Source organism: Gammaproteobacteria bacterium, from assembly GCA_013001575.1.
GTDB lineage: Bacteria > Pseudomonadota > Gammaproteobacteria > Steroidobacterales > JABDMI01 > JABDMI01.
The window spans coordinates 1-4,309 of the sequence record JABDMI010000060.1; the positions used below are offsets into that span (position 1 = coordinate 1).

At 42.6% G+C, this 4,309-nt stretch carries 7 protein-coding genes; 3 read left to right on the forward strand and 4 right to left on the reverse strand.

Annotation, left to right across the window (positions count from 1 at the left end; translation table 11 throughout):
* Positions 1–138: 138 nt before the first annotated feature.
* Together HKN88_05645 and HKN88_05650 are read left to right on the forward strand one after the other, a co-directional pair.
* Positions 139–504 (forward strand): hypothetical protein, encoded by a 366-nt coding sequence (locus tag HKN88_05645; protein ID NNC97538.1) that lies wholly within the window; start codon positions 139–141, stop codon positions 502–504.
* Between the two features lie 12 nt (positions 505–516).
* Positions 517–660, forward strand: coding sequence for a hypothetical protein (locus tag HKN88_05650; protein ID NNC97539.1), 144 nt, complete (start codon positions 517–519; stop codon positions 658–660).
* Between the two features lie 105 nt (positions 661–765).
* Here the strand turns inward: HKN88_05650 and HKN88_05655 are convergent, their stop codons facing one another.
* On the reverse strand, positions 766–1,374 hold the full coding sequence (locus HKN88_05655; protein ID NNC97540.1) for a hypothetical protein: 609 nt from the start codon (positions 1,372–1,374) through the stop codon (positions 766–768).
* Between HKN88_05655 and HKN88_05660 the strand changes: the two genes are divergently transcribed.
* Positions 1,369–1,530 carry a hypothetical protein gene (locus HKN88_05660; protein NNC97541.1) on the forward strand — a complete coding sequence of 54 codons (162 nt, stop codon included), beginning with the start codon at positions 1,369–1,371 and terminating at the stop codon, positions 1,528–1,530. The two genes, HKN88_05655 and HKN88_05660, sit on opposite strands and share 6 nt — an antisense overlap.
* 100 nt (positions 1,531–1,630) lie before the next feature.
* Here the strand turns inward: HKN88_05660 and HKN88_05665 are convergent, their stop codons facing one another.
* The 3 genes from HKN88_05665 to HKN88_05675 all read right to left on the reverse strand — a co-directional run bounded on the left by HKN88_05665 (position 1,631) and on the right by HKN88_05675 (position 4,084).
* Positions 1,631–2,404 carry a hypothetical protein gene (locus tag HKN88_05665; GenBank protein ID NNC97542.1) on the reverse strand — a complete coding sequence of 258 codons (774 nt, stop codon included), beginning with the start codon at positions 2,402–2,404 and terminating at the stop codon, positions 1,631–1,633.
* Between the two features lie 139 nt (positions 2,405–2,543).
* Positions 2,544–3,305: a hypothetical protein gene (locus HKN88_05670; protein ID NNC97543.1), complete on the reverse strand. Its 762-nt coding sequence runs from the start codon at positions 3,303–3,305 to the stop codon at positions 2,544–2,546.
* Entirely contained in the window at positions 3,305–4,084 is a 780-nt protein-coding gene (locus HKN88_05675; GenBank protein NNC97544.1) for a hypothetical protein, read from the reverse strand. Before HKN88_05675 ends, HKN88_05670 begins: the two co-directional genes overlap by 1 nt.
* Positions 4,085–4,309: the final 225 nt, after the last annotated feature.

Genomic DNA, 4,309 nt, shown 5'->3' on the forward strand with positions numbered 1-4,309 from the left:
GCGTCGCGGATCATCTGTACACTCATGGCCGGCTCATTTGGTTTATCATGGAAATTAGTATGTTTTGCATAATGAGCATGATAAATCATCCACCCGACCAGTCAGGAATTAGTTGTTAGAAACAGCACTATTCAATACATGTTAAAAATTTTAAAACCACTGGCAGATATCGCTTTTTTCAGCCGCGGACCCGACATACTCCCGTCCAGTAATGCATTTATCGGTCTGGTTATTGCGCTGTTTTCAGTTGCCACCGCTGTGGCTTTTTATGTTGCCAAATTGTCGATGATTTACCTGATGCCCACCTTGCTGCTCTCGATTGCCGCCTATGCGGTGCTCACGCTTGTGCCATTGCGAATTGCGCAAAAACAAGAACGCGTTGCGCAGACCTTTGCGGCATTTCTGGGTACAGACGCGGTGATTACATTGCTGACTGTGCCAGCCTTGTTCCTGTTGGTAAATTTTCCTTCAGACAGTCTGTCGTATCAGCTCGGTCAAGCCTAGTATCTGCTCACCTTGATCTGGTCGATCGCAGTTATTGCCGTCATCCTGAATGCGGCAATGGAGTGGGAAAAAATATTCGGCTTCATGCTCGCGCCAGTCTACTTTTTTAGTTTGGTCTTGATCGGGCAGATGTTGTTTGGAGCGGATGGGGGTTGAGAGATCAATAAGGGTATCCATAAATATTCATAAATAGCCATAAATAACCATAAATACCCATATTCTCAGTTAATCGCTAGTTATAGGATATGTAGTCTTTACAAATCACGGCACGTTCCGCCCGTTAAGCGGGCCTGTTATCTCAAGAATTTTCTCTAACTCGAGGCGCATAGCGGCGAAATAGTTCGGGATGTTGCCCTGGAACCTATGCCAAGTCCAAAAAGATTTTAGTAAATTGTCATCATGGCAGGCTTCGTCGACCTGATTTGCAAGTGTCAGGCTATATCTAATGGACTTGGAATTGGGTATGTCAATGCCATTGTATTGGTAACCGCTCGCCTCAGATTTTCTAAGTGTAAGTTGTGAGCTGGTTTCCGGGCGATCCCGGAACGGGAGAGATTCGGCAAAATCTGCTTCGGTTTTTAAAACTTCCAGATTGAATTTGCTTGTCGAGAGCTGATCTCGCATACTCAGTGGTTGTTGCGCTAGCAATGACGGCGCCGATGTGAGTTCGTCCAGTGCCGACATTTTAATGTGTATAGTCATTGTGCCCACAATACTGCGCAAACCATTCTCGATCAAAGCCACATTGTTTTCTGTGTGCTCGCAGGATTGCAACGCGTCGATTGCGGCGGGAACACGCCCAAGTTTTATCGCCATTTCGGCATCGACACTATCCAGCACGGCCAAATTGTCGAGGGTTTCATCGTGCAAGCGTTCAAGGGCCAATTGGAATTCACGCTGATTGTCGCGATCTTTATTCCAGTTAGTGATCTGGAAGGCGATCAGAATACCAACGACTACAATCAGGAAGTCGAGGAAAACTGCGAACCAGTTCTAGTCGCGAACGTGTTGGGTAATGCTTCTTAGTAACATCGGTGGACTCTTTTTGTTAGTTAATTGTTAAACGTGGTTCCCAAATCAAGTTTGGGACAAGCCTTGACGTGTTTTGTGATGCGGCGGAGAATTATTATCTGTCATCCTTTTCGGTGAGCGCGTTCAGATATTCTTCGATCAATACAATATTTGACTCGTGATTGAATATCACAATAGCAAGCGTGGAATAATGTTGGCGCAGGGTTTCGCGAACCGCCTGCGATGACTTTAGTGTTTCAGCCGTTGCTTTAAGCACAGAATCATCAAGTTTCAGGGCGCAATTACCGACAAATCCTTTTACATTGCCTGCATCGTCAATCACATCACTGCACCCGTCTCGAAAAGCAAGCTGAACCGGAAGCGGTATGAGAGATCGTACAGTTGCTCGGTAAGGAGAGTCAAAGAGTCGAATGTTATAGGAGAGTTCCTGGTCTATGTCTTCAAAATAATCGGCAATTCCGCTTTTGATAGCAGTATCGGAAAGAAGGCCGAGATGGCCGACGGAGACAATCTCGTTCCAGGTCGCGCGTTTCATTGCACTGGCGTTATATTCACTCGCGCGATAGACAGCAACGATGAGCGCTTCCATATCCGGATCGGACTCAGATAAGAGTCGATCCGCCTCCTGAACACTGCTCAATACATCACCGAAGTAACTGGAAAGCCATTGTCTGACCTCAAGATCTTCTTGAAGGTCCGATATAAGACGCTGGGTGTAATTGGCGCCAAGTTGCCGGTCAGCGCGGTATTCGTTCCAGTTGGCGACTTGTATACCGATAAACACACCGAACACCACGATAATGAAATCCAGTGCCACAGCGAACCAGTTTTGGTCTTTGACGTGTTTGGTTATTCTTCTTAACAGCATTGGTGGACTCTTATTAACAGTGATTCTTTATAAGTGGTTCCCGTATCAAGTACGGGACAAGGTTTTGTAATGCTTCTTAGTAACATTTTAAATATCTAATATATGATTTTAATATCGTCTTTACAACTTAGGTTTTTATTCAATCATTCAGCCGTTTTGATAACAGCAGGTTTCGTTGATATAAATTTTCAAGCGCCTCACGATGTAAAATGGCGTACTCAGTCATGGTACGCAATGCACCAGCCAATTTACGATTAATCCTCAATAATTCTATTAGTTCATCTTCTTTGCCAGAGTGAAAGGGGCTAAGCCCATATTCTTGTCCGACAAACACCAAGCGATCTCTAAAAACTCGAAAGGTTAAATCTTGTGATCCACTGAGAGATTGCCATGCTTGATTATAGCCCTGTAACTCACTGGCTAAGTCTACATCAGATATGATGGTTAAATCGCCTGCAGTGACTAATGAACTGAAAGCTGCATTACTTTGTGTTGGGTGATAACGGAAAGCGACATGCTTCCATAAATTACTTGTTACTTGTTCTGGCAACGCACCGGGCACAGTCACTTCAAATTCTGTTTGCGATAAAATTACGCCCACTTCCACTGGTACAACAATCTTTTGAATTGACGCAAGGCCTGCCTTCGACAGCAAATAGTTACCTACATTAATATTTAGATTTGCCATCTCGATTCCTGTATTCAACACTTTTTGGTCAGTGAGCAGGTCTTTTTGGATAGCTGCTAAAATTTGACTTTCACGTTTTGAATCAACCCAATCCTCATTCCAGTTGGTTATCTGAAAGGCGAGGAGAATACCAACGACTACGATCAGAAAATCGAGGAATACTGCAAACCAGTTTTCTTTTTCTATGTGAGCTTTGATTCTTCTGAATAACATTATTCTAATTCCTTTAACTTCGCCAATGTTGTTTCTGTTGTTTGAATACCATTCTTAATGGAGTTAATTAAAGAGTCCAAACTAGTGAGTTGATAACGAAGTTCTTGACGCAGTTCATCATTCGCAAGAGTGTTGATAATTTCACGTTTTACAATTTCTTCTGGAATGCTAATGTCGCATTTATCCGGTAACTCAAGATAATAATAATTTTCATCAGAGATTGTATAAACATCATCACAATGTTTTCTGATTTCTAACTGAACTGCTTCATCTAAATGCATACGTGCAATTTTTCGATATGGTACAAAGGTATTTACCTTAAACGTATGTATTCGTGCACGACCTGATTCATAGTAATGATTGAGCATAGTGCGTATTTGGGTACTTGCAATAAGATCAATGCGGCCGGTTGCGAGTAATTCATCATAAGTGCCACTACGATTAGTGAGACTCAAGGTTTGACTAGCTTGATACAAATCAATTAAAAATTGCACATCTAGTTCTTCAGACGGTCGTTGGTATGCTGCAAGTGCAGCGATGGCATGTTCACGAGTTTTCTTAAAATAATTTTGAGTATGCTCAAAATACTTTATTTGTGTGGCAAGGTCTGTTTCTATACGGTCAATATAAGAGTTTGCAATTTCAATATTCTTACGATTCTCGTTCCAGTTATTTACTTGCAAACCAATGAATAAGCCGAAAACTACGATTAGGAAGTCGATGAATACTGCGAACCAGTTTTGGTCACGAACGTGCTGAGTTATTCTTCTTAATAGCATAATTAATCCTTAAATTACTTTGTCATTGTGAGACCCTCGATAGCCACTTTGTGGCTTCAAGGGATTCGTTCTATTTTTTTATCGAATTCCTGAATTCAATTCAGGATCTCCTAAAGCTGGCACGTACCTAAACTTAATAGCGAGATTGCCACGCTCATCCTTCGTTCGCAATGACGAAAGTAGTTCCCGTGTCTGGCACGGGACAAGGTTTGTGATGGGGCGGAG

Excerpts from the sequence above, each read along its gene's own strand:
- HKN88_05645 (NNC97538.1), top strand. The coding sequence starts at position 139 with ATGTTAAAAATTTTAAAACCACTGGCAGATATCGCTTTTTTCAGCCGC.
- HKN88_05665 (NNC97542.1), bottom strand. The coding sequence starts at position 2,404 with ATGCTGTTAAGAAGAATAACCAAACACGTCAAAGACCAAAACTGGTTC.
- HKN88_05670 (NNC97543.1), bottom strand. The coding sequence starts at position 3,305 with ATGTTATTCAGAAGAATCAAAGCTCACATAGAAAAAGAAAACTGGTTT.
- HKN88_05675 (NNC97544.1), bottom strand. The coding sequence starts at position 4,084 with ATGCTATTAAGAAGAATAACTCAGCACGTTCGTGACCAAAACTGGTTC.